General features: G+C 74.0%; 28 protein-coding genes. 18 read left to right on the top strand and 10 right to left on the bottom strand.

Translation table 11 applies throughout. The annotated features are described in order from the left end of the window. Nucleotides 1-95 (top strand): acyl-CoA dehydrogenase family protein (locus tag ACFVVL_RS33575; protein WP_350554586.1); only part of this gene is annotated, 95 nt, incomplete at its 5' end. A gap of 74 nt (nt 96-169) precedes the next feature. Here the strand turns inward: ACFVVL_RS33575 and ACFVVL_RS33570 are convergent. After that, nucleotides 170-2,842, bottom strand: a complete 2,673-nt coding sequence (locus ACFVVL_RS33570) for a PKD domain-containing protein (protein WP_387682011.1) — start codon at nt 2,840-2,842, stop codon at nt 170-172. Nucleotides 2,843-3,110: 268 nt separating this feature from the next. On the opposite strand from ACFVVL_RS33570, the gene ACFVVL_RS33565 reads away from it, so the two are divergent. Continuing rightward, nucleotides 3,111-4,358, top strand: coding sequence for a beta-ketoacyl-[acyl-carrier-protein] synthase family protein (locus ACFVVL_RS33565; RefSeq protein ID WP_387682009.1), 1,248 nt, complete (start codon nt 3,111-3,113; stop codon nt 4,356-4,358). Nucleotides 4,359-4,402: 44 nt separating this feature from the next. Further along, on the top strand, nt 4,403-4,885 hold the full coding sequence (locus ACFVVL_RS33560) for a GNAT family N-acetyltransferase (RefSeq protein WP_380295393.1): 483 nt from the start codon (nt 4,403-4,405) through the stop codon (nt 4,883-4,885). Between the two features lie 74 nt (nt 4,886-4,959). On the opposite strand, the gene ACFVVL_RS33555 is transcribed toward ACFVVL_RS33560, so the two are convergent. Further along, a complete protein-coding gene (locus ACFVVL_RS33555; RefSeq protein WP_380295395.1) occupies nt 4,960-5,448 on the bottom strand; it encodes a hypothetical protein in 489 nt (162 codons plus the stop codon). 196 nt (nt 5,449-5,644) lie between these two features. Then, nucleotides 5,645-6,238 carry an NAD(P)H-dependent oxidoreductase gene (locus ACFVVL_RS33550; RefSeq protein ID WP_380295426.1) on the bottom strand — a complete coding sequence of 198 codons (594 nt, stop codon included), beginning with the start codon at nt 6,236-6,238 and terminating at the stop codon, nt 5,645-5,647. 64 nt (nt 6,239-6,302) lie between these two features. On the opposite strand from ACFVVL_RS33550, the gene ACFVVL_RS33545 reads away from it, so the two are divergent. Further along, nucleotides 6,303-6,956: a class I SAM-dependent DNA methyltransferase gene (locus ACFVVL_RS33545; RefSeq protein WP_387682005.1), complete on the top strand. Its 654-nt coding sequence runs from the start codon at nt 6,303-6,305 to the stop codon at nt 6,954-6,956. A gap of 188 nt (nt 6,957-7,144) precedes the next feature. Then, nucleotides 7,145-7,639 (top strand): peptidylprolyl isomerase, encoded by a 495-nt coding sequence (locus tag ACFVVL_RS33540; RefSeq protein ID WP_380295398.1) that lies wholly within the window; start codon nt 7,145-7,147, stop codon nt 7,637-7,639. Nucleotides 7,640-7,736: 97 nt separating this feature from the next. Here ACFVVL_RS33540 and ACFVVL_RS33535 read toward each other — a convergent pair whose 3' ends face one another. Continuing rightward, nucleotides 7,737-8,174 (bottom strand): DoxX family protein, encoded by a 438-nt coding sequence (locus tag ACFVVL_RS33535; RefSeq protein ID WP_380295400.1) that lies wholly within the window; start codon nt 8,172-8,174, stop codon nt 7,737-7,739. A gap of 81 nt (nt 8,175-8,255) precedes the next feature. Between ACFVVL_RS33535 and ACFVVL_RS33530 the strand changes: the two genes are divergently transcribed. Continuing rightward, the gene (locus tag ACFVVL_RS33530; protein ID WP_380295402.1) at nt 8,256-8,822 is read left to right on the top strand and encodes a TetR/AcrR family transcriptional regulator; all 567 of its coding nucleotides are present in this window, start codon (nt 8,256-8,258) and stop codon (nt 8,820-8,822) included. A 36-nt stretch (nt 8,823-8,858) separates the two neighbouring features. Here ACFVVL_RS33530 and ACFVVL_RS33525 read toward each other — a convergent pair whose 3' ends face one another. Further along, complete coding sequence (locus tag ACFVVL_RS33525) at nt 8,859-9,383, bottom strand: peptidylprolyl isomerase (protein WP_387682000.1); 525 nt, start codon at nt 9,381-9,383, stop codon at nt 8,859-8,861. 175 nt (nt 9,384-9,558) lie between these two features. On the opposite strand from ACFVVL_RS33525, the gene ACFVVL_RS33520 reads away from it, so the two are divergent. From ACFVVL_RS33520 to ACFVVL_RS33510, 3 genes are all read left to right on the top strand, one after another. Beyond that, nucleotides 9,559-9,990, top strand: a complete 432-nt coding sequence (locus ACFVVL_RS33520; protein ID WP_380295406.1) for a VOC family protein — start codon at nt 9,559-9,561, stop codon at nt 9,988-9,990. Nucleotides 9,991-10,107: 117 nt separating this feature from the next. Continuing rightward, the gene (locus tag ACFVVL_RS33515; RefSeq protein ID WP_387681997.1) at nt 10,108-10,536 is read left to right on the top strand and encodes a ribonuclease domain-containing protein; all 429 of its coding nucleotides are present in this window, start codon (nt 10,108-10,110) and stop codon (nt 10,534-10,536) included. Then, nucleotides 10,526-11,005, top strand: a complete 480-nt coding sequence (locus tag ACFVVL_RS33510; protein ID WP_387681994.1) for a barstar family protein — start codon at nt 10,526-10,528, stop codon at nt 11,003-11,005. The genes ACFVVL_RS33515 and ACFVVL_RS33510 overlap by 11 nt, the downstream gene beginning before the upstream one ends. Nucleotides 11,006-11,094: 89 nt before the next feature. On the opposite strand, the gene ACFVVL_RS33505 is transcribed toward ACFVVL_RS33510, so the two are convergent. Further along, nucleotides 11,095-11,490, bottom strand: a complete 396-nt coding sequence (locus tag ACFVVL_RS33505; RefSeq protein WP_380295412.1) for a VOC family protein — start codon at nt 11,488-11,490, stop codon at nt 11,095-11,097. A 228-nt stretch (nt 11,491-11,718) separates the two neighbouring features. Here ACFVVL_RS33505 and ACFVVL_RS33500 point away from each other — a divergent pair, with 228 nt between their 5' ends. The 3 genes from ACFVVL_RS33500 to ACFVVL_RS33490 all read left to right on the top strand — a co-directional run bounded on the left by ACFVVL_RS33500 (nt 11,719) and on the right by ACFVVL_RS33490 (nt 13,681). Then, the gene (locus ACFVVL_RS33500) at nt 11,719-12,015 is read left to right on the top strand and encodes a hypothetical protein (protein WP_387681991.1); all 297 of its coding nucleotides are present in this window, start codon (nt 11,719-11,721) and stop codon (nt 12,013-12,015) included. Nucleotides 12,016-12,128: 113 nt separating this feature from the next. Continuing rightward, nucleotides 12,129-12,665 (top strand): hypothetical protein, encoded by a 537-nt coding sequence (locus ACFVVL_RS33495; RefSeq protein ID WP_387681988.1) that lies wholly within the window; start codon nt 12,129-12,131, stop codon nt 12,663-12,665. Nucleotides 12,666-12,859: 194 nt separating this feature from the next. Beyond that, on the top strand, nt 12,860-13,681 hold the full coding sequence (locus ACFVVL_RS33490; RefSeq protein ID WP_387681985.1) for an arylamine N-acetyltransferase: 822 nt from the start codon (nt 12,860-12,862) through the stop codon (nt 13,679-13,681). Nucleotides 13,682-13,727: 46 nt separating this feature from the next. Here the strand turns inward: ACFVVL_RS33490 and ACFVVL_RS33485 are convergent, their stop codons facing one another. Continuing rightward, entirely contained in the window at nt 13,728-14,261 is a 534-nt protein-coding gene (locus tag ACFVVL_RS33485; RefSeq protein ID WP_387681982.1) for an NUDIX hydrolase, read from the bottom strand. Nucleotides 14,262-14,491: 230 nt separating this feature from the next. Between ACFVVL_RS33485 and ACFVVL_RS33480 the strand changes: the two genes are divergently transcribed. Continuing rightward, nucleotides 14,492-15,127 (top strand): hypothetical protein, encoded by a 636-nt coding sequence (locus ACFVVL_RS33480; protein ID WP_380295419.1) that lies wholly within the window; start codon nt 14,492-14,494, stop codon nt 15,125-15,127. Nucleotides 15,128-15,367: 240 nt separating this feature from the next. Here the strand turns inward: ACFVVL_RS33480 and ACFVVL_RS33475 are convergent, their stop codons facing one another. Both ACFVVL_RS33475 and ACFVVL_RS33470 read right to left on the bottom strand, forming a co-directional pair. Then, nucleotides 15,368-15,868, bottom strand: a complete 501-nt coding sequence (locus tag ACFVVL_RS33475; RefSeq protein ID WP_380295420.1) for a hypothetical protein — start codon at nt 15,866-15,868, stop codon at nt 15,368-15,370. 47 nt (nt 15,869-15,915) lie between these two features. Continuing rightward, nucleotides 15,916-17,304 (bottom strand): LCP family protein, encoded by a 1,389-nt coding sequence (locus ACFVVL_RS33470; protein WP_387681978.1) that lies wholly within the window; start codon nt 17,302-17,304, stop codon nt 15,916-15,918. Nucleotides 17,305-17,546: 242 nt separating this feature from the next. On the opposite strand from ACFVVL_RS33470, the gene ACFVVL_RS33465 reads away from it, so the two are divergent. The 4 genes from ACFVVL_RS33465 to ACFVVL_RS33450 all read left to right on the top strand — a co-directional run bounded on the left by ACFVVL_RS33465 (nt 17,547) and on the right by ACFVVL_RS33450 (nt 22,112). Beyond that, nucleotides 17,547-17,633, top strand: coding sequence for a putative leader peptide (locus tag ACFVVL_RS33465; RefSeq protein ID WP_387682014.1), 87 nt, complete (start codon nt 17,547-17,549; stop codon nt 17,631-17,633). Between the two features lie 178 nt (nt 17,634-17,811). Further along, complete coding sequence (gene ssuE, locus ACFVVL_RS33460; protein ID WP_380295422.1) at nt 17,812-18,366, top strand: NADPH-dependent FMN reductase; 555 nt, start codon at nt 17,812-17,814, stop codon at nt 18,364-18,366. A gap of 376 nt (nt 18,367-18,742) precedes the next feature. Further along, a complete protein-coding gene (locus ACFVVL_RS33455; RefSeq protein ID WP_380295423.1) occupies nt 18,743-19,531 on the top strand; it encodes an ABC transporter ATP-binding protein in 789 nt (262 codons plus the stop codon). 22 nt (nt 19,532-19,553) lie between these two features. Further along, nucleotides 19,554-22,112, top strand: coding sequence for an ABC transporter permease (locus ACFVVL_RS33450; RefSeq protein ID WP_387681974.1), 2,559 nt, complete (start codon nt 19,554-19,556; stop codon nt 22,110-22,112). Nucleotides 22,113-22,235: 123 nt separating this feature from the next. On the opposite strand, the gene ACFVVL_RS33445 is transcribed toward ACFVVL_RS33450, so the two are convergent. After that, nucleotides 22,236-23,861, bottom strand: a complete 1,626-nt coding sequence (locus ACFVVL_RS33445; protein ID WP_387681971.1) for an LCP family protein — start codon at nt 23,859-23,861, stop codon at nt 22,236-22,238. A gap of 220 nt (nt 23,862-24,081) precedes the next feature. Here ACFVVL_RS33445 and ACFVVL_RS33440 point away from each other — a divergent pair, with 220 nt between their 5' ends. After that, nucleotides 24,082-25,122 (top strand): glycosyltransferase family 2 protein, encoded by a 1,041-nt coding sequence (locus ACFVVL_RS33440; protein WP_380296087.1) that lies wholly within the window; start codon nt 24,082-24,084, stop codon nt 25,120-25,122. Nucleotides 25,123-25,345: the final 223 nt, after the last annotated feature.

Raw genomic sequence — 25,345 nt, 5'->3', positions numbered from 1 at the left:
CGTTGGAGCGGATGATGCGGGACGCGAAGATCACGCAGATCTACGAGGGCACCAACCAGATCCAGCGCATCGTCATGGCCCGCAACCTGCCGTAGCCCCGGCCGGAACGCACCGGAGCCCCCGGCCGAATCGCTTCGGCCGGGGGCTCCTTCGTTCTCGTGCCGTGGCGTCAGGAGGCGGTGAACGCGATCTCGTTGAGCATGGGGCCGAGGACGGCGGAGCTCACGTTGCCCCAGCCGGACCAGGTGCCGCGGTCGTAGTCGCCGGTGGCGTTGTAGAGCAGGCCGCCCTCGGAGAGGGCGTAGACGTGGAGGCGGTTGCCGATGGTGACGGCGGAGACCCGCTTCACGTTGCCGACGTCGGGGCCGGTGGCGGCGGTGATGTCGCCCCAGCCGTTCCAGCGGCCGGCGGCGTAGTCGGCGCTGGCCTGGTGGATGCCGTCGCCGGCGGCGGCGACGATGTGCAGGGTGCTGCCGATGGAGGCGGCGGACAGGTCGGTGATGGGCTTGCCGGGCCGGCTGAGGATCGAGGTGGGGTCGCCGGTGTTCCAGGTGCCGCGGTCGTAGTTGCCGTCGGCGTCGTAGACGTGGCCGTTGGCGCCGAGGGCGACGACGTGCAGGGAGTTGCCGACGGTGGCGGCGGCGATGCGGGTGGCCTGGGGGAGGCCGGCGGCGGCGGTGACGTCGCCCCAGCGGGACCAGGTGCCGGTGTTCCAGTCGCCGGTGGCCTGCAGGACCCGGCCGCCGACGAGGGCGAGGACGTGGAGCTTGCGGCCCATCACGGCGGTGGCGATCTGGGCGGGGCCGCCGGGCAGCGGTCCGGCGGCGCCGTTGCCGGTGATCTCGCCCCAGGTGCTCCAGGTGCCGTCCGCCATGCGCCGGTCGGCGATGTAGACCCGGCCGTCGGCGGCGACCACGTTGTGGGCCACGCCGTCGGCGGTGGTGCCGATGGCGGCCGAGGTGACGGCGTACTCGGAGAACGGACGGCCGCCGGCGGGCACGGAGGTGAACGGTGCCCAGACCCCGTAGCCGTAGTGCGCGCCGCTGTTCATCAGTCCGGACGAGGTGGCGGCCAGGGCCTGCACCCGCTCACCGGGCTTGAGCACGGCGAGCGAGGGGGTCACGGTGACCTGGACGTCCTCGGTGACGGTCTTCTCGCGGGCCTGGTCCCGGGCGGTGAAGCTCACGGTGTAGGTGCCGGGCGCGGCATAGCTGTGGGTGACGAAGTCCTCGCTCGTCGGTACGGCCTGCACCGTGCCGTCGCCGAAGTCGATCGTGCCGGGGGTGCGGACGTAGGGCGACATGGCCCTGAGCTTGAACTGGTAGGTGTACGGCCAGCCCACGTTGGTGGCGGTGAAGCCCGCGGAGAACGGGAAGTCCGGGTTCACCATGGCCGATCCGGTGGCCGGCTCGGCACGGCCGCCCGTGGCGTCGACGGCGACCGCGGTGATGCGGAAGTACTGGCTGGAGGAGCCGGGCAGGGTGTAGGTGTGCTGGACGACGGGGTCCGTCGTGCGCACGGGGTCGCTGCCGTCGCCGAAGTCGACGAGGTAGGCGGCCGGGGCGGTGCCCCAGGTGTTCTGGAAGCCGACCCGTGCCGCGACGGTGAACGGCGTCGGACCGGTCGGGGAGGGCACGTCCTTGCCGTTGACCTCCAGCATGGTCCGTCCGGACATGCCGCTGAGTTCGTGGGCGCCGCGGTCGCGGGTGCTGCCGCCGGTGTTGGCCACCTGCGGGTGGTCGATGGCGGGCTGGCCGGTCAGGTCGGTTCCGACACCGGGGGCGGTCGGGTCGGCGGAGTCGATCGCGCCGGCGGCGGCCACGGTCAGCTTGTTGAACGGGTTCATCGGGGTCGACGAGGAGTAGTCGATCGCCAGGTCGAGATCGTGCGCGCCCTGCCCGGTGGCGGTGGCGAACGCGGCCGGGGACGCGTAGCGGGTGCCGGCCCAGGCGTAGGGCCGCGCCCCGGTCGGGGCGTGCACGACGTTGTGGTCGACGCTCGCGGTCGGGGCGGCCTGGGCCGAGACGCCGATCCCGTCCTGGGGGGTGGTGCAGGACGTGCTCGACGGGGTCCCGTCGACCGCGATGTTGTTCTTCACCACGGCCCGGGGCGAGTCGCCGTCCACCCGGACGCCGCCGTAGCAGCTGAGCGCGAAGGTGTTGTTGGTGACGGCGAGGTCGGCCACGTCGGTGGCGGTGAGGCCGGTGCTCTGCGGGCGGTTGAAGTCGTTGCCGGTGACCAGGATGTCGTGGGCGCCGCTCTCGACGACCAGGCCGTACACCAGGTTGAACGAGTTGCGGCTGACCGTGATGTGGTCGCTGGCACCGACGATGCGCAGGGACTCGCGCTGGTCGGAGAACATGAACCGGTTCTGGTCGACGACCACCCGGGACGAGCGGTTGACCTGCAGGCCGTTCGCGGCGGAGCTGCGGAAGCCGCGGATCACGACGTCGTGCACATCGACGAGGGCGAAGGAGCTGGGCACCTTCGGACCGCCGACGCTCGGCATCCCGCTGTCGACGAACGGTGCGGTGTCGACGGACCCGCCGAGGAAGGTGATCGGCTTCTCCGGGGTGCCGGAGCGCTTGATCATGACCTGCTCGGGGTAGTCGGCCGGCCACACCAGGACGGTCTGCCCGGGCTCGACCACGTCGGCCGCGGCGGAGATGGTGCAGAACGGCTGGGCGACGGTGCCGGGGCCCTGGTCCGAGCAGTAGTAGACGTTCCTGTTGACGTGCAGCGTGGTCGCGGTGTCGGCCGGGGCGGCCGTCGCGGGTCCGGGCAGCCCGAGCGCGGCGGTGGCCGCCGCGACGGTCAGCCCGAGGGCATGACGCAGGCGCATAAGAGTTCCCTCCCTGGATGAAGATCGCGCCGAGTATGGCAGGGCGGACCGACGATCGTTCGACCAGGGACGGACTGCTGGAGATGCCGGAAGGGCGCTTTTGGAGGTTTCCTCTAAGGCTGGGCCGGTCGAATCGGTCGGCCGGCATCTCTGAACGGCCCTCATGTCCGTGGCAGTGTGGGCTTTGGAGCGAACATCTGCCGCATTCATCGGTGCGGCGAGTTGTATCCACCTCACAATCTCCACCGAAGCCATGGAGCCATTTTCAATGGGTACTGACAACAACCGGCCCCGAGGTCTCGCCGCCGAACCGGTGCTGGTCACCGGTCTCGGGGCGACCACGCCGCTCGGCGGCGACGTCGCCTCCACCTGGGCCGGGATGCTGGCCGGGGACAACGGCATCCGGCCGATCGAGGCGGACTGGGCCGCCGGGCTCCCGATCCGGATCGCCGGCCGGCTCGCGGTCGACCCGTCCGAGGTCCTCGACCGGGTCCGGGCCCGGCGGCTCGACCGCTGCGAGCAGGTCGCGCTGATCGCCGCCCGGGAGGCCTGGGCCGACGCCGGTGCCCCCGAGGTCGACGGCGAGCGGCTGGCCGTGGTGATCGGCACCGGCACCGGCGGCGCGCTCACCATGCTCGGCCAGGACGACGTCCTGGAGGCCTCCGGCGTCCGGAAGGTCTCCCCGCACACCGTGCCGATGCTGATGGCGAACGGCCCAGCGGCCTGGGTCTCCATCGAACTCGGCGCCCGGGCCGGCGCGCACACCCCGGTGAGCGCCTGCGCGTCCGGCGCCGAGGCGATCGCGCTCGGCCTGGACCTCATCCGCCTCGGCCGGGCCGACGTGGTGGTGGCCGGCGGCGCCGAGGCGTGCATCTGCCCGCTGACGCTGGCCGGTTTCGCCCAGGCCAGGGCCCACTCGCTGCGCAACGACGAGCCCGGCCGCGCCTCCCGGCCCTTCGACACCGACCGGGACGGCTTCGTGATCGGCGAGGGCGCGGCCGTCGTCGTCCTGGAACGGGCCGGTTTCGCCGCCGCCCGCCGGGCCCGCGTCCACGCCGCCCTGGCCGGCGCCGCGGTCACCTCCGACGCCCACCACATCACCGCGGCCGCCGCCGAGGGCCAGGTCCGCGCGATGCGCCGGGCGGTCGCCGAGGCCGGGCTGTCGCCGCTGGACATCGCGCTCGTCCAGGCCCACGCCACCTCCACCCCGCTCGGCGACCTGGTCGAGGCCGAGTCGGTCACCACGGCGATCGGGGCCCACCCGGCGGTCACCGCCACCAAGTCGATGACCGGTCACCTCTTCGGCGCGGCGGGCGCGGTGGGCGCGCTCGCCGCCGTCCTCGCGCTGCGCGACGGCGTCGTCCCGCCGACCCGCAACCTGGAGCGGCAGGACCCGGCGGTCAAGCTGGACGTGGTCGCGGGCGCCGCGCGCCGGGGCCCGCTCGGGGCGGCGCTCACCAACGCCTTCGGCTTCGGCGGCCACAACGCCTCGCTGGTGTTCACCCCGGCCCCGTGAAAAACCGGAGGACCGGCGGGCGGACGCTCATTAGTCTGGCCGCCATGTCCACCCCGACGGAATCGTCCGGCGCCCCCGCCCTGCGGCTGGAGCCGGTCACCCCGAAGAACATCGACGCCGCCCTGGAGCTGAAGGTCCGTCCGGACCAGGAGCACCTGGTCGCCCCGGTGGCGACCTCGCTGGCCGAGGCGTACGCGTACGGCGAGACCGCCTGGCCGCGGCTGGTCTACGACGGCGAGCGGCTGGTCGGCTTCGTGATGGCGTTCTTCGACGTCGTCCTCGCGCCGGGCGAGCCGCCGCGCTCCGGCCTCTGGCGCCTCAACATCGCCGCCGGCGTCCAGGGCCGGGGATACGGCCGCTTCGCCGTCGAGCAGGTCGCCGCCGAGGTCCGCCGCCGGGGCAGGACCCGGGTCTGCGTCACCTACGTGCCGGGGGAGGGCGGTCCGGCGGGTTTCTACGCCCGCCTCGGCTTCCGTCCGACGGGCGAGGTCAGCGGGGGCGAGGACGTCGCGGAGCTGGCGCTGTAGCCGGGGGGTGAACGGGGGACGGGCGGCCCGGCCGTGGCCGGGCCGCCCGTCCGTCGCGCGGGTCGCGCCCGGTCTCAGTGGGTCAGGAGGAACCTGGTGCCCGGCACGCCCTGGACGGCGGCGCAGTCCAGGCCCGAGCCGGTGGCGCTGTAGGTCCAGCCGGCCGGGACGCTGCACGCCCACATGCCGTTGACCGGGATCCGCAGGTGGAAGGTGCTGGCGAGGGTGCCCGACGACTGGCTGCACGTGGTGCTGTGGCCGATGGAGTCGTAGGTGAAGCCCGGCGCGCCGGTACACGCGGTCAGGCCGTCGACGGGGGTGCGCAGGTGGAACTGCGGCGAGTTCCAGCTGCCGCCGCCGCTGCAGGCGCGGTTCATGGACACCCCGTCGTAGACGTAGCCGGCCGGCACGGAGCAGGCGTAGGTGCCGTCCAGGCCGGTGGTCGTCGTGGTAGTGGCGGAGGCGGTGGTCGCGGTGGCCGCGCCGGAGAGCAGCAGGGCCAGTGCGGCGAGGGCCGCGAGCAGGGCGGTCCGGAGGGTGCGGGCGGTGCGTGCGACGGACATGGTTCTCCTTCGGTGGAGGAGTTGCCGGTGGATGCACGGTGCCGGCGGGCTGCCGGCGGCGGTGATCGCGGGTGAGCGTTCACTGCCGCCGACGGTTCTAGCACGCACGGCGGGCCGGTGACCCGGTGGTCCGCCCCGGATTGATCGCTCCGCCGCCCGCCGTCTACGCGGCCCCGTGCGATCGCTCCGGTCCGCGTCAGCCGATCAGTGCCGCCGCGTCCTGCCGCGCCTGGCGCAGCCACTGCGCGCGCTCGGCGTCGGAGGAGTCGGTCACGGTGCGGAACACCCGTCTGCGAACGTCCGCCACCCCGACGTAGGGCAGCACGCACGCCGCCCAGATCCGCTCCAGCGGATCCCCGAACTCCTCGCGCTCCCGGGCCGCGGGGGTGTCCGAGGTGTTCAGCACCAGCGCCCGCCCGGCCCGCAGCAGCCCGACGGGCTCCCCGTCGGCCGTCCCCAGCTTGTACGCGACGCCGGGCACCAGGACCCGCTGCACCCACCCGGTGAGCACGGCCGGCGGCATGCCCCACCAGTTCGGGTGCACCAGGACGAGCGCGTCCAGCGTCGCCACCTCGGCCCGGTGCAGCGCGAGCCGCTCGTCGCCCGCGGTGCCGCTCGCCGCCACCGTCCCCGTCTCCTCGGCGGTGAGCAGCGGGGAGAACCCCTCGGCGTACAGGTCGTGCGGGACGGCCTCGGCGCCCCGCGCGCGGAGCTCGTCCACCACGGCCCCGAACAGCGCGTGGTTGAAGCTCCCCGGCCTCGGATGCGCCAGATAGACCCCGACCCGCATCTTCACGACTTCCCCTTCCGCCCCTCCGGATCGGCCGATCCTAACCCCGGTAGGGTCGGTCGCCGTGACCACTGCCGAGCCCGGATTCCTCACCGCCGCCCGCACGTTCTACGACGCCGTCGCCGCCGACTACGCCGAGCGCTACGGCGGCGCGCTGGCCACCGCGACCTGGGACCGGGCCGTGCTCGCCGCCTTCGCCGAGCTGGTCACCGCGGCCGGCGGCGGCCCGGTCGCCGAACTCGGCTGCGGCCCGGGCCGGATCACCGGCCACCTGGCGGCCCTCGGCCTGGACGTCTCGGGCCTGGACCTCTCCCCGCGCATGGTCGAACTGGCCCGCGCCGCCCACCCGGAGATCCCCTTCCGGGTCGGCTCGCTGCTGGACCTGCCCTACGGCGACGGCGCGTTGTCCGGCGTCGTGGCCTGGTACTCGATCATCCACACCCCCGCCGAGCACCTCCCGCGGGCCTTCGCCGAGTTCCACCGCGTGCTGGCCCCGGGAGCCCCGGTCGTCCTGGCCTTCCAGGCCGGCGAGGGCGCCCTGCGCATCGAGGACCCCTTCGGCTACCCGGCCACCCTGGACTTCCGCCGCCAACGGCCCGCCGACGTGGAGCGGCTGGCCACCGAGGCCGGCCTGAAGGTCACCACCCGCCTCGTCCGCGAACCGGAGCCCGACGAGCGGACCCCGCAGGCCTACCTCCTCGCCCACCGGGCGGAGTAGGCGGGGGCGGGCCCGCCACCCGCCGCCCCGGGCGCGACGTTCCCCCGTCCTCCCCGGTCCCCGCGCCGTCGTCCCGGCCCGCGCACCGCCTCGCGCGGGACCGGATCCGTTGATCACCCATCGGCGGAGCGTGACCGGACGCCGGGGGGTGCCGCGCGCCGGGGCACCCGGCATGCCATGATCCCTGCATGGGTTCCAACGTTTTCTTCGACATCACCATCAACGACGAGCCGGCCGGCAAGATCGTCTTCACGCTCTTCGACGACATCGTCCCGAAGACCGCTCGCAACTTCCGCGAGCTGGCCACCGGCGAGCACGGTTTCGGCTACGAGGGCTCGTCCTTCCACCGCATCATCCCGGCGTTCATGCTGCAGGGTGGCGACTTCACCCGCGGTAATGGCACCGGCGGCAAGAGCATCTACGGCGAGAAGTTCGCGGACGAGAACTTCACGGTCAAGCACACCAAGCCGGGCCAGCTCTCCATGGCCAACGCGGGCAAGAACACCAACGGCTCGCAGTTCTTCATCACCACCATCGTGACCGACTGGCTGGACGGCAAGCACGTCGTCTTCGGCGAGGTCGTCGAGGGCATGGACCTCGTGAAGAAGATCGAGGACCTGGGCTCGCAGAGCGGCGCGCCCAAGGCCAAGGTCACCATCGCCAAGTCCGGCATCGTGGAGTAAGGGCTCGCCCCTTCGATCCGCATTCGGACGCGGCCCGCACACCTGCGCGGGCCGCGTCCGCGCGTTTTCCGGCGCCCCCGCCCCCGTGGTGCGCGGGTCAGAGCGCCGCGGCCACCGCCGCCGCGACGAACAGCACCTGCATGGCGGTGCGCGCGGGCAGGGGGGTGACCGGCTTGCCGGCGAGGGTGAGGCCGCTCCTGGCGGCGTGCACGTTGGCGGGGAACATCGCGAGCATCAACAGCGCGAGCCCGGTGGCGGCGTAGGGGGCGAGCGAGGGGAGGAGCAGGCCGGCGGCGCCGGCCAGTTCGAGGACGCCGGTCAGCGTGACGAGCAGCTCCGGGCGGGGCAGCGCGGGCGGGACCATCGCGACGAAGCCGCGGCGGAAGGCGGGCAGGAAGTGCGGCACGCCGGTGGTGACGAACATCAGCGCGAGCGCGCCGCGGACGGCCGGCTGCCAGCCGTCGAGGTCGGCGGTGCCGAGCCCGAGCAGGCGGAGGACGACGAAGCCGCCGAACAGGGCGATGAGCGGGGCCATGGGACCACTCCAATCTTGTCACTGGCAAGATTGACTCGGCCGGGTAATCTTGTCAATGCCTAGACGAGGAGAGGGAGCGGGATGGGGAAGGTCGAGAGCTACCACCACGGGAACCTGCGGCGGGCGGTGCTGGACGCCGCGCTGGCGGCGATCGAGGAGTCGGGGCCGTCGGCGTGGAGCCTGCGGGAGCTGGCGCGCCGGGCGGGGGTGTCGCACGCCGCGCCGGCGCACCACTTCGGGGACAAGGCGGGGGTGCTGACGGCGGTCGCGGCGGAGGGCTTCGAGCGGTTCGCGGACGCGCTGGAGCGGGCGGCGGGGGATCCGTACGGGTCGGGGGTGGCGTACGTGCGGTTCGCGGTGGAGCACCGGGCGTACTTCGAGGTGATGTTCCGGCCGGAGCTGTACCGGGCGGACGACCCGGAGCTGAACGCCGCCCGCGACCGGGCGGGAGCGGTGCTGGCGGCCAGCGGGCGGAAGCTCTCGCGGGGGGAGGCGGCCGACCGGGCGACGACGCTCGCCGCGTGGTCGGTGGCTCATGGATTCGCGAGCCTGTGGCTCAACGGGGCGCTGCCGGAGAGCCGGGGCGGGGCTGAGGTGGAGGAGCTGGCGCGGGAGGTGCTGGGCGTGGTGTTCGGGGGAGCGGAGTAGGAAGTCGGCGGGGCCGGCTTCCCGCTCCGCTCGGAGTCAGCGGACCTCGATGGTCACGGATTCGATGACGACCGGCTCCAGCGGGCGGTCGCCCGGGCCGGTCGGGGTGGCGGCGATGGCGTCCACGACCTTCCGGCTGTCGGGGTCGGTGACCTCGCCGAAGATGGTGTGCTTGCGGTTGAGGTGCGGGGTGGCGCGGGTGGTGATGAAGAACTGGGAGCCGTTGGTGTTCGGGCCCGAGTTGGCCATGGCCAGGAGGTAGGGCTTGGTGAAGAACAGCTCGGGGTGGAACTCGTCGGCGAATGCGTAACCGGGGCCGCCGGTGCCGTCGCCGAGGGGGTCGCCGCCCTGGATCATGAAGGTGGGGATGACGCGGTGGAAGGTCGTCCCGTCGTAGAGCCGAGCGGTGGTCGGGGCCCCGGTCGAGGGGTCCGTCCACTCCCGCGAGCCCTCGGCGAGTTCGACGAAGTTGCGCACCGTGCGCGGGGTGTGGAACTGGAAGAGCTTGGCGGTGATGGAGCCGTGGTTGGTCGTGATGACGGCGTAGTGCTGCGAGCCCATGGCCTGGAGGCACCTTTCGGAGGGACGGTCGGACCAGCCCGATCCTGTCACGAGGGCCCCCGTCCACCCGTTCGTGAGCGCGCCGGAACGGGGCTCGCGGCCCGGCGCCCGGTGGGGTCGCGCGCCCCTGGAAAACCCGGTCGAACAGCCGGGTTCCGGTTGTTACGCTGAATGAATGTCACCGGTCAAGAAGTTCCAGGTCACCTTCGATTGCGCGCGGCCCACGGTTCTCGCCCGTTTCTGGTGCGAGGTGCTCGGATACACCGCCTCGCCGCCGGAGGGGTTCGCCACCTGGGACGACTTCGACCGCTCGGACGCGCCCGGCAAGGAGCCCCAGTACTTCGCCTGCGTCGATCCCACGGGCGAGGGCCCGCGCGTGCTCTTCCAGCTCGTCCCCGAGGGCAAGGTCGTCAAGAACCGGCTGCACCTCGACGTACGGGCCGGCACCGGGCTCGTCGGCGAGGAGCGGCTGGCCACGCTGAAGGCCGAGCGCGACCGGCTGGTGGCGCTCGGCGCGGTCTGCGAGCGCGTCATGGAGGCGGACGACGAGAACGAGTCGTGCATCGTGATGCAGGACATCGAGGGCAACGAGTTCTGCCTCGACTGAGCCGGCATCGCCCGGGCGGGTGGGCCTCGCCGCCGCTTCCGGCGTGCCCGCCCGCCGGCCCAACCCCCGTGCGGTACCCCTTCGGTGCACAGAGCCCCCGCACCGAAACGGGTACCCATGACCCTCCGCCGTCTGGCGCAGGCCGCCCTGGTCCTCGCCCTCGCCTGCCCCGCCTGGTCGGCCCCGACGACGCCGGCCGCCCCGGCCGCCCGGTCGGTCGTCCAGCCCCCGCTCCCGGTCGGGGAGCTCCCTCCCCAGGTCGAGCGCGCCTGCCGCATCTGGCTCGGCCTCGGCTGGCCCGCCAACCCCCGCCCGGTCGACTTCCGCCTCCCCGGTCCGGAGTTCATCCGTGGCGGCAACCCCTACGGCAACCGCAGCGGCGACCTCCCGGCCGGCGCCCCGTACCGCGAGTACGACGTCAACCCCCGCCCGACGCCCACCACCCACCGCGACGCCGAGCGCCTGGTGCGCGACGAGGCCACCGACCGCACCTGGTACACCGCCGACCACTACGCCGACTTCCGTGAAATCGCCGATGGCTGCTGACGTGCCCGACCCGCCCGACCCGCCCGACCCGCCCGGCGTGCCCGACGCGCCCCTCGGCCCGGCCCGGTGGGACCTGCTGCCGGGCCGTCCCTGGGCCGGGTTCGCCACCGGCACCCACCGGCTCCACCTCGTCCACGGCGACCGCTGCCGCACCCGGGCTGCCCTGTTCGCCGAGTGGGCCGGATCCCTCGCCTTCCCGGACTACTTCGGCCACAACTGGGACGCCTTCGAGGAGTGCCTCCACGACACCCTGCACCCGCCCGGCGCCGCGACCGCCACCCGCCTCCTCGTGCTCGTCGCAGCCGCCGACGCCCTGCTCGCGGACGACCCTCCCGACCAACTCGCCGTCCTGCTGGCCGTCCTGGACGCGGCCGCCGCCACCGGCCCCCTCCGCGTCCAGTTCACCACCACCCCACCCCGGGCGGACCGCACCCGGCACCGCCTCCGCACCGCCGCCCGCGCCATGTGACGGGGTGTCGACCGGCGCCGCGCAGGGCCCGGCGCGGGACGGGCCCCGCATCGCACGACGCGGGGCCCGTCCGTCCTCCGCGCCCGCCGTCAGCCGGCGCTCCGCTGCTGGCGCAGGGAGATCCGGTTGCCGTCCGGGTCGGTGGCCTCGATGCGGATGCCGAACGCGTACTCCACCGGCTCGGGCGCGTCGAAGACGACCCCGCGCCCGCGCCAGATCTCGAAGTCCTTCCGCAGGTCGTCCGACTCCAGGACGACCGGACCGGGCACGCCCACGCCCTCCCGCCCGGCGGGCTGCCCGGCGGCCGCGGCGTGCGACCAGAGGATGATCTCGAACGGGTGGCCCGGGGCGCCGACGGTCAGGAAGCGCCCGTCGGGGCCCGGGTGGTCGATCCGCTTCTCCAGTCCCAGCTGCTCGGTGTAGAACCGCAGCGCGCGGTCCTGGTCGGTGACGAAGACCGTGACGTACATGACCCTGGTGAGCACGGTGCTGCCCTTTCCTCGACGGTGTCGTCCTGCTGCCTCCCTGACGGATCCCGGCCGCCCCGTGTGACAGCGGGCGGCACAGGAAGTCGGCCCGTCCGACTTCCTGCTCCGCGCCCGGGCCGTCGCGCCCGTCGTTGCCCTGCCCGGCGGCCCGTCCTCACTACCTTGAGCCGCACCGGCGGGGCCGCAACGGGGCGGCCCCGCCGCGAGCGAAAGGGAGATGGGCGCATGAAGCGACGCACCGCAACCGTGGTCGGGGCCTGGCTGGCGGCGGCCGCACTGGCCGTCGCGGTCCCGGACACCGCATACGCGGCCCACGGGGTGCTGATCATCGACGGGGCCGCGTTCCCGGAGCCGAGCGGCTGCCTCGCGCTCGGCGACTTCGCGCCCCCGGTGGTGGCCAACCTGACCGACTCGGGCGTGCAGGTCCGGACCGGGTCGGGCTGTACGGGTGGGATCGAGCACGTCATCGCCCCCGGCGAGGTCTACGCGCCGACCGCCGGGCGCAGCGTCTACGTCCCCTGACCCCCGCCCCGTCCGTCGCTGCGCGGGAAGCCGGCCCGTCCGACTTCCCGCGCCGAGGCCCGGATCGACAACTCCAGTTACCAAAACGGCATTCGTTAACTATGGTTGTCGTCATGACGAAGCCTCAGATCACTCCCGACGAGCAGGCCGAGCTGGCGCGGGCCCTTCTCGACGCCCTGAACCCGCTGGCCACCGCCGTCCGCGCCCGGGTGACCGGGCAGCCCGAGAACCGCATGTGGGACGGCGACCCGGCCGACGTGGCGCTCACCGTGCTCGCCACCTGGAAGGTGGTCGACGCCGAGGTCAAGCGGCTGACCGAGATCGCGGCCGGTACCGCAGGCTCGTACGGCGCGAGCTACGAACAGCTGGGCGCCGCCTGGGGCATCACCCGCCAGGGCGCCCGCAAGAAGTGGCCGGACGCCGTCCCGCGCCCGTCGGCGGCCACCCCGGCCCCCGTCACCTTCGAGCTGTTCGGCGGCGAGGCCGAACTGACCCAGGACCCGGCCACCGGCCACTGGACCTGGGCCGCCCTGGCCGCCGACGGCTCCCGCGGCACCCCCGCTCCCGACGCCGCCCCGTGCACGAGCCGCGAGGAGGCGGCCGCCTACGCGGGCGCCCACCTCCGCGAGTTCGGCGCACCCCGGGCCTGAGCCCGGCGGGCCTGCCGCCGCCCCGCACCCCGGCGGCAGGCCCGCTCGGCGCACCACCCGACCCGCCGGCCGCCCCGCCCCGTCCTGCCCCGCCACCCTGTGGTTCGTCCTGACCCTCGCCCGGGGTGGCCGGGAGAGGGGCTGAGTCCGGGGAACGAGGGGCCGGAGGGGCCGGGGTCCGCTTGGATGGCGGTGTGGACGAACTCGCGAAGAACCCCGAAGGCCTCACCGCCGCCCAGGTGGCGGCGTACCTCGACCGGATCGGCGCCGAGCGGCCCGGGCGGGCGGGCGCCGCCGAGCTGGCCCGGTTGCAGGAGGCCCACCTGGACGCCGTGCCGTTCGAGAACCTGAGCATCCACCTCGGCGAACCCGTGGTGCTCGAACCGGCCGCGCTGCTGGAGAAGATCGTCGACCGGCGGCGCGGCGGGTTCTGCTACGAACTCAACGGCGCCTTCGCCGCGTTGCTGAGCACCCTCGGCTACCGGGTCGACCTGCTGGCCGCCCGGGTCTTCGACGGCGCGAAGCCCGGGCCGCCGTTCGACCACCTCGCCCTGCGGGTGGCGGCGGACGGCCGCACGTGGCTGGTCGACGTGGGCTTCGGGCGGTTCGCCCGCCGGCCCCTGCTGCTCGACGAACGCGGCGAACAGCGGGACCCCGCAGGCGTGTTCACCATCCTCCCGAGCGGCACGGCCGACGACCTCGACGTCACCCTCGACGGCGAGCCGCAGTACCGGCTGGAGCGGCGCCCGCACCCGCTGGCCGACTTCGTGCCGACCTGCTGGTGGCAGACCACGTCCCCCGACTCGCCCTTCGCCCGCGGGACCACCTGCTCGCGCCCCGCCCCGGACGGCGGCCGGATCACCCTCACCGGCGCCCGCGCCGGTGACAGCACCCGCCTGCTGCGCACCGCCCCCGACGGCACCCGCACCGAGGAGGTGCTGGCCCCGGACGCCGCCCTCGCCGCCTACCACACCCACTTCGGCATCACCCTGGACCGCCTCCCCACCGCCCCCTGAACCCGGCGCCGGGACGGCCCGGCAAGGGGCGTTCCGCCCGAGCCGGCTAGAGCAGCCCGAGGTGGTCCAGGCCCAGGTAGGCCGGGCCGACGTCGGTCAGCAGGCCGCGGCGCAGCACGGTGGACCGGAACTCCGTGAGGTCCATCAGCACCACGTCGATGAACTCGTTGCGGTCGCGCGCGAGCCGGGCGGTGGGGGTGCAGCCGGTGGCGACGCAGGCGTGGCGCACGCCGTTGGAGTAGGCGTCGTGCCAGGTGGTGGCGACGAGTTCGACGTCGCCCCGGTAGCCGGTCTCCTCGGCGAGTTCGCGGGCGGCGGCGGCCTCGGGGGACTCGCCGGCGTCGACCACGCCGCCCGGCAGTTCGTACAGCACGGTCCGCGGGCCGGGCCGGAACTGCCTGGTCAGCACGATGCGCCGGTCCGGCGTCAGGGCCACGACCGCCGCGGCCGCGTACTCGTCGGCCAGGTGGTAGACCTCCTCCCGGCCGTCCGGCATCGCGAAGGTCACCCGGTCGGTGCCGCGTCCGTACGCGCGGTGGATCGGCTCCCGGTGGAGCTCCCGCCAGTGTGCGTCGACCATCGGAGCGGGCTCCTTCCACGGGGCGCGTTCCCGGCGCGCGAGTGTCGCCCGGGGCGCGCGGGGCGTCCTGTGCAGGCGCAGGATAGCCGCGCGCCGCCCCCTCCGGGGGGATTCGCCGGATCGACGGGCCGTGACCGGGGGTGCGCCGTATGCTGCGCGAGGCGCGGCCGGCCCGCCTCCCGGGTGGCCGTGGACCGTTCAACTCCGCATTCCGGCAAGGTGGTTCACCCATGAGGCAGAAGAGTCGGCGCAAGGACGACGGCGAGGTGACCTTCGAACGGATCGCCGTCCTCTCCTTCGAGCCGCAGGGCGAGCTCCGGGTCGACCGGGACGGCCGCGTCCTGCTGCTGAGCGAGCCCGCCAGCCCGACCCGCATCCCGGTGCGGATCGCCCGCGAGGGCATGACGATCAAGCACGTGGCGGGTTACTGGATCACCTGGGCCGAGTGGTTCGGCCCGGACGACATCCGCAACCACGCCCGCTGGGTCCCCGACGAGGAGTACGTCCGGCCGGACGAGGGCGGCCTCGACGGGCGGCTGGAGGTCACGGTGGCCGCGTACTGGGCGGTGGAGGTCGAGCCCCGCCGGGCGCGGCTGCGGACCAGCGAGGCCGTGGTCGCCTTCCCGCCGGGGGCGCGGCTGTGCGAACTCGTCCTGGAGCGCCCGCTGCCGCAGCACCCGGCCACCCTCGTCGTCCACCTGACGCGCGCCCGCTGGGCGGACGGGCGCGTCGGGCCGGTGATCCACCACGGCTTCGCGGGCGAGCGGGAGGGCGTCGCGGGGGAGGGCGGCGGACGGCGGGGCGAGCCGGTCCACCGGTACGCGGAGTGCGCCACCGGCCACCTCCCGGGCGTGGCCGTCCACTGAGCCCGGGGTGACGGACGGCATCAACAGCCGCGTCGCGCAGCAGCTCGGCGGCCGTCCGACGCGATCCGCAGGGGGGCCTAGGGTCTGTCTCTTGGATTTTGTCGGATCAGGCCGCGGCGTCTGGGTGCGTGCATCGCAAGGCGGAGGAGGGAGCCACTGCGGAGCATTGGCGACTGACGACAACGCGGCGAGGTGCGTGCCCAGGCGTCGCGGACCCGGCAAGGATCCGAGAGACAGGCCCTAGCCGTCGGCCCGGTGCGCCGGCGCCCGGGCCGGCCGGGTCGCCGCCCCGGCCCCCGCCGGCCACCCCGCCCGCAGGCCCACCCTGCGGGCGGGGGCGCCGGCCCAGACCTCGCCCGGCCCGGTCGAGCGGGTCAGGACGGCGTTGGCGCCCACGACCGTCCCCGCGCCGACGGTCAGCACCCCCTCCTTGCAGATCACCTTCGCCCCCGCGCACAGCACCGCGCCGTCCTCCACCACCACCCGCCGCATCGCGCTCCGCTCCTGCGGCACCCACGGGTCGGCCCGCCCGACGGTCACGCCGTTGTACAGCGTCACCCCGGCGCCGAGCGTGGTGTACGGGTGCAGCACGGTGCCGAAGCCCCGGTGGAAGACGACGAGCCCCGGCCCGATCTCGGCGGCGGCCGGCACCTCCATCCCGTACAGCGCGAGCGCCTCCTGGACCAGGCGGCCCAGGAGGCGGTGACGGCGGCGGTAGATCAGCGCGGTGACGAGCGGCATCCACCCATTGTGCCGGGTGCGTCACGGCGGGTCACGTGAGGCGGCGGCTACTTCACGTCCGGCACGGCGGTGTCGTTCTTGAAGGCGTCGAAGACCTGCTTGGCCTTCGCGGTGTCCCACTTCACCGCCGACTCCCCGGTGTTGGTCTTGAAGTCCGGGTTGGCGATCGGCACGGTGATGCTCTTTCCGCTGCCGCCGTTGACGTCCTTCATGGCGAGGAACAGCGAGCCCAGGTCGGTCAGCCCGGCGTCGTCGTCGACGATCAGCGTGCCGAGGCCGGAGGAGACCAGCGGGTAGAAGGTGAAGGGGTTGAGCACGGTGGCCGGCGAGGCGGCCTGCTTGGCCAGCGCGCCGAGGAACTTCTGCTGGTTGCGCATCCGGCCGAGGTCCTGGTCGGCCATCTGGTGGCGCTGGCGGACGAAGGCCAGCGCCTGGGTGCCGTCGAGGTTCTGGCAGCCGGCCTTGAGGTCGAGCCCGGAGTCCTTGTCCTTGACGTCCTGCTCGATGCACATGTCCACGCCGCCGACCGAGTCGACGATGCCCACGAAGCCGGCGAAGCCGATCTCCGCGTAGTGGTCGATGCGGATGCCGGTGTTCGTCTCGACGGTCTGCGCGAGCAGCTTGCCGCCGCCCGCGGCGAAGGCCGAATTGATCTTCGCGGTGGTCGACTTGACGGGCTTTCCGTTCTCGCCGGTGTGCTCGGGGATCGGCACCCAGGAGTCGCGCGGGATGCTCATCAGGGTGTTCCCGTTGTCCCCGACGTGCAGGATCATCATCGAGTCGCTGCGCTTGCCGCCCGCGTGGCCGGTGTGCAGGTCCTCCTCCTGGGAGTCGGAGAGGCCGTTGCGGCTGTCGGAGCCGACGATCAGCCAGTTGGTGCCCTTGCCCGCGGCCGGACGGCCGGGGTAGTCGGTGAGCACGTTCTCGTGGTTGAGCTTGGAGTCCGCCCAGAACCAGGTGGAGACGGCGGTGACCATCATGGCGATCAGCACGCCGAAGACGGACCACTTGACGATCCGGCGCCGGGGCCAGCGCGAGGAGCGGGCGGCGGGCGCCTGCGGCCCGCCGGGGGATATCGGGCCGCCGGGTCCGCCCGGGCCGCCCGGCCCGCCGGGACCGCCGCGCCCGCCCGGAGCACCGGGACCGCCCGGAGCCCCCTGGGCCGGCACCCCGGGCCGCGCCGGCTGCCCGGCGCCGTAGCCCTGCGCGGGCCCGTACCCGGGCGCCTGCGGCTGCCGCGCCTGCTGGGGCGGCTGCGTCTGCGGCGGGGGCTGCCGGGGCGCCGGGGCGCCCGGCCCGCGCGGGTTCAGCGAGGCGGGCAGCGGCGGCTCGGCACCGCCGCCACCACGCCCGTACGCCTGGCCACCGCCACCGTTGCCGCCGCCGTACGGGTTCCCGCCACCGCCGCCCGGGCGGCCCTCCTGCCACGTGTTCATGTGGGAGAGAATGCCCGACGCCGCGGCCGGTGACTCCCCCCGGGGCCCCCACCAGGGCCCTTGTAGCAGTTTTGATGCACGCGCCGGATCGTTCCGCGGCAAGGTCCCGGCGGGCGTGCGCCCCGCGCCCGCGTCCGCCGCGTTCCCGGCGGATCCGCCGGCCGTCCCGTCCCACCGTCCGTCTCACCTGGTGTTCGCCTGCCGGGACGATCCCTTGACCTCCCGGAACGCTGCGTGTTTGCATGACTGCCATGGATCAGCGATGGACTCTCACGCGTCGGCGGCACGTCGACCTTGTGCGTGTGTCCTGTGCGCTCTGTTGTGGCTGACGCGAGCCCGTCGAACCCCACCACCGTCCTGTTCCCCCCTTCTCGACGCTGCCCGCGCAGCGCGCTCACCGCTGCCCGCCGGTAGGCCGGTCCCCGTCCGCCCGGTCGGCGTCCTTCCTGCCGGGTGAGCGCCGTGCGCCGACCGAGCGCCGCCCCGCTTCCTCCCCGAGGTGAACCCATGGCCACCGTCCTGTCCGTCTCCGGCTCCCCGTCCCCGACCTCCCGCACCACCCGCCTGCTGCGTCTGGTCGACGCACGGCTGGCGGAGCGCGGCCACCGCGTCGTCCCCTTCGAGGTGCGCAGCCTGCCCGCGCACGCCCTGCTCTCCGCCGACCTCTCGCACCCCGACCTGGCGGCCGCCCTGGAGCTCTTCGCCGAGGCCGACGGCGTGGTGATCGGCACCCCGGTCTACAAGGCCGCGTACTCGGGCCTGCTGAAGGCGCTGCTGGACGTGCTGCCGCAGTACGCGCTGCGCGACAAGGCCGTCCTCCCGCTCGCCACCGGCGGCTCCACCGCGCACGTGCTGGCGGTGGACTACGCGCTGCGCCCGGTGCTCAGCTCGATGGGGGCCGACCACATCACCCAGGGCTGGTTCGTGCTGGACCGTCACATCACCGTCCGGGAGGACGGCACCACCGTGATAGAGCGCGAGACCGACGTGCTGCTGCGGCCCGTCGTGGACGCCTTCGCGGACGCCCTGGACCGCCGGGGCGCCCCCGCGCTGGCGTCCTGACCCGCGGCCGGCGCCCCGTGCGCCGGCCGCCGCGACCCCTCCAGGCCCCGCCCGGCCCGCGCCGGGCGGGGCCTCGTCGCGCGCGGACCCTGACGGGGGGTCCCCGGACCCCTAGGGGGAGGGCTCTGCCACCCCGTACAACTCCGGTTGGGCCGCTTCCTCCCGTCGGATGACGAGCGGCCGCGGCCCGGCTCCTAACGTGGTTCACATCCCCGCCCGTCCGAGGCGGACCCGGCGCTATCGGGTCCGGGTGCCCGGTTCACCGGGAGGGTGGGGCTAACTCCCGGTCGAAGACTCTCTCCTGCGCGATGTCGCCGGACGGGTGGCAAGGACGAGGCTGGGGGCGACGGGTGGGCCCACTTCTTAGGAGACGACAGTGACGACGGCAGCAGCAGCCGTGTACGACCCCCAGCTTCCCGGCGGTGCCACCGCCGTCGCCGCCTCGGCTCGTCAGGTGACCAAGTCCTACGGGTCCGGCGAGACCAGGGTCACCGCCCTGGACGCGGTCGACGTCGACATCCAGCGCGGCCGCTTCACCGCGATCATGGGCCCCTCGGGCTCCGGGAAGTCGACCCTGATGCACTGCCTGGCCGGTCTGGACACGGTGACCGAGGGGCGGATCTGGATCGGTGACACCGAGATCACCGGTCTGAAGGACAAGCAGCTCACCCGGCTGCGCCGGGACAAGATCGGCTTCATCTTCCAGGCGTTCAACCTCCTGCCGACGCTGAACGCGCTGGAGAACATCACGCTCCCGATGGACATCGCCGGCCGCAAGCCGGACCGGGCCTGGCTGGACCGGGTGGTGGAGACGGTCGGCCTCTCGGGCCGGCTCAAGCACCGCCCGACGCAGCTCTCCGGCGGTCAGCAGCAGCGCGTCGCGGTGGCCCGGGCGCTGGCCGCCCGCCCCGAGATCATCTTCGGTGACGAGCCCACCGGGAACCTCGACTCCCGCTCCGGCGCCGAGGTGCTCTCCTTCCTGCGCCGCAGCGTCGACGAGCTGGGCCAGACCATCGTGATGGTCACCCACGACCCGGTCGCCGCCGGCTACGCGGACCGCGTGCTCTTCCTCGCCGACGGCGTGATCGTCGACGAGATGCACGCCCCGACGGCCGACTCCGTCCTCGAACGCATGCGCCGTTTCGACGGCAAGCGCACCAGCTGAGCGGGCGGGGGCGGACAGGACCATGTTGCTCAAGACGTCACTGCGGAGCTTCTTCGCCCACAAGGGCCGGATGCTGCTCTCCCTGATCGCGGTCGTGCTGTCGGTCGCGTTCGTGTCCGGGACGCTGGTGTTCTCCAACACCGCGACCAGCACCTTCGACAAGCTCTTCGCCTCGACCGCCTCCGACCTCTCGGTGCGGCCCGCCGAGCCGGAGTTCGGCTTCGACCCCCGCGGGAAGACGCTGACCGTTCCCACCGACAGCGTCGACAAGGTCGCCGCCCTGCCCGGGGTGACGACGGCCGTCGGCCAGGTGCAGGTGCAGAGCGCCACCCTCGCCGACCCGGCGACCAACAAGCGGGTGGGCCCGACCACCGGCGCCCCGACCATCGTCGGCAACTGGGCGGACACCCCGCGCAACGCGGTCGAGATCACCTCCGGCCACGTTCCGCAGGGCCCCGACCAGGTGGTCGTCGACGCGGACACCGCCAAGAAGGCCAAGCTCGGCCTCGGCGGCAGGCTGCGCGTGATCACCGGTGACAAGCGCGACTTCACCGTCGTCGGCATCGCCACCTTCAAGACCACCAACCCGGGCGCGGCGCTGGCCTTCCTGGACACCGCCACCGCCCAGAACGTGCTGCTCGGGCAGGCCGCCTACACCTCGGTCGAGGTGTTCGGCGACGGCAGCCGCTCCGACGAGCAGCTCAAGTCCGCCGCCCTGGCCGGGCTGGGCACCGGCTTCCAGGCGAAGACGGCCGCCGAGCAGAAGGAGGAGAGCAGCGAGAGCGTCGGCTCCTTCCTCGACTTCATGAAGTACGCGATGCTCGGCTTCGCCGGCATCTCGCTGCTGGTCGGCGGCTTCCTGATCATCAACACCTTCTCGATGCTGGTCGCCCAGCGCACCCGGGAGATCGGTCTGCTGCGCGCCGTCGGCGGCAGCCGCCGGCAGGTCAACCGCTCGGTGCTGGTGGAGGCGCTGATCCTCGGCACGGTCGGCTCCACGTTCGGCATAGGCGCCGGCCTCGGCCTGGCGGTCGGGCTGATCCAGCTGATGAACGCGGTCGGCATGCACCTCTCCGCCGGGGACCTGAAGATCGGCGCGGACGTGTTCGTCGCCGGGTACGCGGTGGGCGTCGTGATCACCGTGCTCGCGGCCTGGATCCCGGCCCGCCGGGCCGGCCGGATCGCGCCGATCGCCGCGCTGCGCGACCACGGCACCCCGGCCGAGGCCCGTTCCAACGTCGTCCGGGCGGTGATCGGCCTGGTGCTGACGGCCGGCGGCGGCGGTCTGCTGGTGCTGGCCGCCGGGGCGGAGACGGCGGCCACCGGCGGCCGGTACATCGGGCTGGGCGTGCTGTTCACCCTGGTCGGCTTCGTCGTCCTCGGCCCGCTGCTGGCGACCACGGTGGTGCGGGTGCTCGGCGCCCTGCTGCCCGCCCTGTTCGGCCCGTCCGGCAAGCTCGCCCAGCGCAACGCGATGCGCAACCCGCGTCGCACCGGCGCCACGGCGGCCGCGCTGATGATCGGACTGGCGCTGGTGATCGGGGCCTCGGTCTTCACCTCCTCGGTGATCAAGTCCACCAACCAGCAGATCGACCGCTCGGTGGGCGCCGACTACATCGTCTCGGCCGGCCAGAACGGCGTCTCCGCGGAGATCGCCGAGGCCGTGCGGAAGACCCCGGGCGTGGACCACGTCACCGAGCAGAGGTACCTGCCCGCGCACTTCACCTCCCCGGACGGCAGGACCTCGGAGGAGGGCGTCTCCGCCGTCTCCGCGCGGTTCACCGAGGACTTCCGGCTGCCGGTCAAGGCCGGCAGCGCCGACTCCCTCAAGCAGGGTGCGCTCGCGGTCGGCGAGGACTTCGCCGAGGACCACGGCCTCAAGGTCGGCGACACCGTCAGGATCGACTACGGCCAGGGGCGGGTCCAGTCGCTGCCGGTCGGCGTCGTGATGACGAAGGGCAACTCGCTCTTCGACGGCAACACCTTCGCCGCGATCGACACCGTCACCAAGGCGGTGCCGGCCGCCGACCAGCCGGTGGCCGCCGTGGTCTTCGGCAAGGCGGCGGCGGGGGCGGACGTCTCCAGGACGCTCACCGCCCTGGAGGACGCGCTCAAGGAGTACCCGCAGGCCTCGGTCCGCGACCAGGCCGGCTACAAGGACCTCGTCCAGGAGCAGGTCAACACCCTGCTCTACATGATCTACGGCCTGCTCTTCCTGGCGATCGTGGTCGCGGTGCTCGGCGTGGTCAACACCCTGGCGCTCTCGGTGGTCGAGCGGACCCGCGAGGTCGGCCTGCTGCGGGCGATCGGGCTCTCCCGCCGCCAGCTGCGCCGGATGATCCGCCTGGAGTCGATGGTGATCGCCCTGTTCGGCGCCGTCCTCGGCACCGCGCTCGGCCTGGCCTGGGGCATCACCGGCCAGCGGGTGCTGCGCACGCAGGGGCTGGAGGCGCTCGCCGTCCCGGTCACCACGATCGTCTTCACCCTGGCCGCCTCGGTGGTCATCGGCCTGCTGGCCGCCCTCGTCCCGGCCTTCCGGGCCGGGCGGATGAACGTCCTCGCGGCGATCGCGACGGACTGACCCGGGTGCGACCCCCGGATCGGGGGATCGGGGGTCGCACCGGGACAGGGGGACGGGGGAGGGGCGGGGTGCCGTGCGCACCCCGCCCCCTTCCGTGCGTCCGCCGATCCGCGCGCCGGCCGCTCACGGGCAGACGATGTCGCTCGGCCGCTCGGCGCCGGTCGTCTCCGCCTCGTTGCCCCCCGCGTCCGGGCGGGCCTCTCCGGCCGGGCCGGAGGGCGCCGCACCCGGCGCCGTGGGCAGCGGGACGGGGAGCGCCGTCGCCCCGGCCGCCGGGTGGTCCGCGCCCGCGTACAGCTGCAGGACCGTCCCCAGGCCCGGCACCGGCGTCCGCTCGGCCTGCGGCACCGCGACCGCCAGGGTCCGCGCCTCGGCGGCCCGGCGCGGGTCGTAGCGGATCACCGTCCGCCCGGGCGAGGTGCCGATCGGGGCGTTGGAGGGGGCCCCGGTGGTGGCGAACCCGGCCCGCCGCAGCTCGGCGTCGACCCGGGCGCCCAGTCCGGCCACGCCCGCCGCGTTGAACACCTGGACGTGCACCTGCTCCGGGGCGACGGCGGCGGGAGGCGCGGACCCCGGAGGCGCGGACCCCGGAGCCGGGGACGCCGGGGATACCGAGGCCGCCGGCGGCGGGGCCGCCGGAGCCGCCGGTTCGGAAGCCTCCTCCCCGCCCGCGGCCGCCCCGTCCGTCAGCGGCCGCCCCTCCCGGACGGCGTCGAACAGTTCCTCCGCCCGCTCCTTGTCCCACAGCACCGTCGACCCCCACCCGGCGACCGGGTGGTCCACCGAGGCCAGCGGCACGGTCACGAAGTCGGCCCGCCCGGCCGTCAGGTCCTTCATCCGGGCGGCCAGGGTGACCAGGTCGTCGGTCGAGAGCCCCTGGTCCGCCTTGACCGAGCCGAGCAGGCTGTCCGTGACCCGGGCCAGCCGGACCGGGTTGAGCAGGGTGCCGCTGCTGGTCACCTCGTGCAGCAGCTCGGCGACGAACTTCTGCTGCCGGTGCATCCGCCCCAGGTCGGAGCTGCCGTCCAGGTGCCGGGCGCGCACGTACTTGAGCGCCCCCGCGCCGTCCAGGGTGCTGGTGCCCGCCGGCAGGTCCAGACCCGAGTACTCGTCCTTGAGCGGCTTGGCCGTGCAGACCCGGACCCCGCCGACGGCGTCCACGGCGGCGACGAACCCGGCGAAGTTCACCTGGAGGTAGTGGTCGATCCGCAGCCCGGTGTTCTGCTCGACGGTGGCCACCGTCAGCGGCGGCCCGCCCAGCCCGAACGCGGCGTTGATCTTCCCCTTGCCGGCCGGGACCTCCTTGCGGGCCACCGGGTCCCAGTGCGCGGGGATGTCGACATAGGAGTCACGCGGAATGCTGATCACACTGGCCCGGGAGCCGTCCCCGGCGAGCTGGACGATCATCATCGTGTCGGTGCAGTGGCAGGACTCGCCGCCGGCGTGCAGCACGGTCTTCAGGGTCTTCTCCGGGATGCCGTCGCGCTCGTCGGTGCCGACCACCAGGAAGGTGGTGGAGGCGTCGTCGGCCGGGCGGGCCCGGGCGCCGCCGAAGACGTCGACCCGGTCGATCGACCCGGCGCCGCGCAGCACCGCCCAGCCGCCGCAGGAGGTGGCGAGGATGCCGAGGGCGACACCTGCGGCCAGCCGGCGGGGCCAGCGCCGCCGCCGTCCGGGCGGGGATCCGGCCCGTCCGGGCGGGGCACCGGCGGGGCCTCCGGACTGGGCGGAGAGCGGGGAGACGGGCATCTCTCGGATGGTAGGGGCGCCCTCGGTCGGGCCGGGTGAGGGCGCGCCGGAGGCGGGAGGTACGGTGGGCCTGGATCAGTGAAACGTTCCTTCCGGAGCCCTCCGGTGACGTGGGAACGTCTCCTCGACATTCCTTCGCACACGGTCGCTCCCGGGCCGCCCACAGCGGCCCAGACCGGGACAAGACGACACCCCGTTCACACCGGTACGGTTGGCCCCGATGAACACCAAGGCTGCTGAGGAGCTGCCGGCGGTCTCCGTGATCATGCCGGTGCTCAACGAGGAACGACACCTGCGTACGGCCGTCCGGCACATCCTGGAACAGGAGTACGCCGGGCCGATGGAGGTGGTGATCGCCCTCGGTCCGTCCACCGACCGCACCGCGCAGATCGCCGCCGAACTCGTCGCCGAGGACCCGCGGGTCCGGACCGTGGAGAACCCCACCGGGCGCACCCCCGCCGGGCTGAACGCCGCGATCCGCGGCTCCAGCCACCCGATAGTGGTCCGGGTCGACGGCCACGGTCTGCTCACCCCGGGCTACATCACCACGGCGGTCCGGCTGCTCGGCGAGATGGAGGCGGCCAACGTCGGCGGCATCATGCACGCCGAGGGCGAGACCGAGTGGGAGAACGCGGTCGCCGTCGCGATGACCTCCAAGATAGGCGTCGGCAACGCGGCCTTCCACACCGGCGGCCTGGCCGGCCCGGCGGACACCGTCTACCTCGGGGTGTTCCGGCGCGAGGTGCTGGAGCGCCTCGGCGGCTACAACGAGGAGTTCGTCCGCGCCCAGGACTGGGAGCTCAACTACCGCATCCGCCAGGACGGCGGCCTGGTCTGGTTCACTCCGCAGCTGCGCGTCACCTACCGCCCCCGGCCCAGCGTCAAGGCGCTGGCCAAGCAGTACAAGGACTACGGCCGCTGGCGCCGGGTGGTCACCCGGTACCACCGGGGCTCGGTCAACCTGCGCTACCTCGCGCCCCCGGCCGCCTTCGTCGGCGTGACGCTCGGACTGGTGCTCGGCGTGGCCGTCCACCCGGTCTTCCTGGCCTTCCCCGGTGCCTACCTGCTCGGCATCCACGGCGGCGCGCTGGTCGAGGGCCGCGGCCTGTCGTTCAAGGCCAAGGCGCTGCTCCCGCTGGCCTTCGCGACCATGCACCTCAGCTGGGGCTTCGGCTTCCTCACCTCGCCGCGCTCGCTGGCCCGCAAGGTGATCGGCAGCAGTGCCGCAACCGCCACCGGCGCGGTGGTCGAGCGCAGCTGACACCCGGCGCCCCCCTGGCGCCGGCACCGGCCCGTCCCGCGGACCCGCCCTCCCGTTCCCGCCCACGGCGCCGTCGCCGGAGCCGTGGGGACGGCCGAGGCCGGGTCCGCCGCCGTTCGCGCGGGCCGCGGCGTCCTCGTCGGCCCGGCCGCGGTGCTGCCGGTATGCCCGCGGGGTGACGCTCCGCCAGGGCTGTCCGATCCCCGGCCGCGCCGTCCCGGTC

The sequence above is a fragment of the Kitasatospora sp. NPDC058115 genome, assembly GCF_042884635.1.
Taxonomy (GTDB): Bacteria; Actinomycetota; Actinomycetes; order Streptomycetales; family Streptomycetaceae; genus Kitasatospora.
The sequence above is the reverse complement of the archived record's forward strand: the minus strand, read 5'-3'. Positions and strand labels throughout refer to the sequence as shown.